The following is a 911-nucleotide window of genomic DNA, read 5'->3' on the forward strand; positions in this document are numbered from 1 at the left end:
GCCTCCGCCCGCCCCCGCTCCACCGACTCGGCGGTCCCGAGCCAGAACAGGTCCTCCTCACCGGCCCGGATCAGATCCCGCGCCCGCGACCCGTCGTCGGCCAAACCCAGACCGCGGACCACCGCGACCGGCACCCCACCGAGCTTGCCCTTCACCAGATCCCCGGCCGCGGCGATCTCGTCGGCCACCGCAACCTCCGTCACCATGAGTTCGTTGCCCTGCGAGTCCCGGGCCCCGGCGTACCCGTGCAGCACCGGCACCCCGGCCGCACCGATCGCGGCGTCGATCTGGCCGTTGCGCCATGCCCGGCCCATGGTGTCGGTGACCACCACCGCGACGGTGACACCCAATGCACCCTTCACCGCATCGCGCAGGGTGCGGGCACTGGCGTCCGGATCTTCCGGCAGCAGAGCGAGTTCGGCGCCGTCGACGTTCGAGCCGTCGATCCCCGAGGCCGCCTGGACGATCCCGAGCCGGTTCTCGGTGATCAGGATGGGGCCCCTGCGCGCTACGACCCGGACGGCTTCCTGTTCGACGAGGAGGCGCCGAGCGGCCTCACGGGCATCGAGATCGGAGGGAGAGGACACGATCCGGCCCTCCACCTTGGACACCACCTTGCTGGTGACCACGAGGACGTCGTCGTCCTCGAGCCACGGCGCGGCGGCAACGATCGCGGCAGCCAGGTCGTCGCCCGGCCGGAACTCGGGCAGACCCGCGATGGGCCGGATTTCGATCGCGCCGCCTGGCGCATGATCGGCCGGTCTTTCCGGTTCGGTCATAGCAGGGCTCCCATCAGGTCGAATGCGGAGCGGACCATGTCCGCGGTGGCGTCCGGGTCGGACATCAGCAACGGCACACTGGCCACGGCCACCCCGGGGACGTCGGCGGTGTCGGTGTCGTGGACCAGCCAC

Annotated in this window: 1 protein-coding gene and 1 pseudogene; both read right to left on the reverse strand. The window is 71.4% G+C overall.

The features are described 5' to 3' along the window. On the reverse strand, window positions 1-779 hold a 779-nt coding region (locus tag AC1DWT_RS51595), incomplete at its 3' end, for a coenzyme F420-0:L-glutamate ligase (RefSeq protein ID WP_477926319.1). Continuing rightward, window positions 776-911, reverse strand: a pseudogene (locus AC1DWT_RS51600) (2-phospho-L-lactate transferase); the annotation flags it as partial. The gene AC1DWT_RS51595 and the pseudogene AC1DWT_RS51600, both read right to left, overlap by 4 nt.

Source organism: Rhodococcus sp. P4_B6, assembly GCF_056402215.1.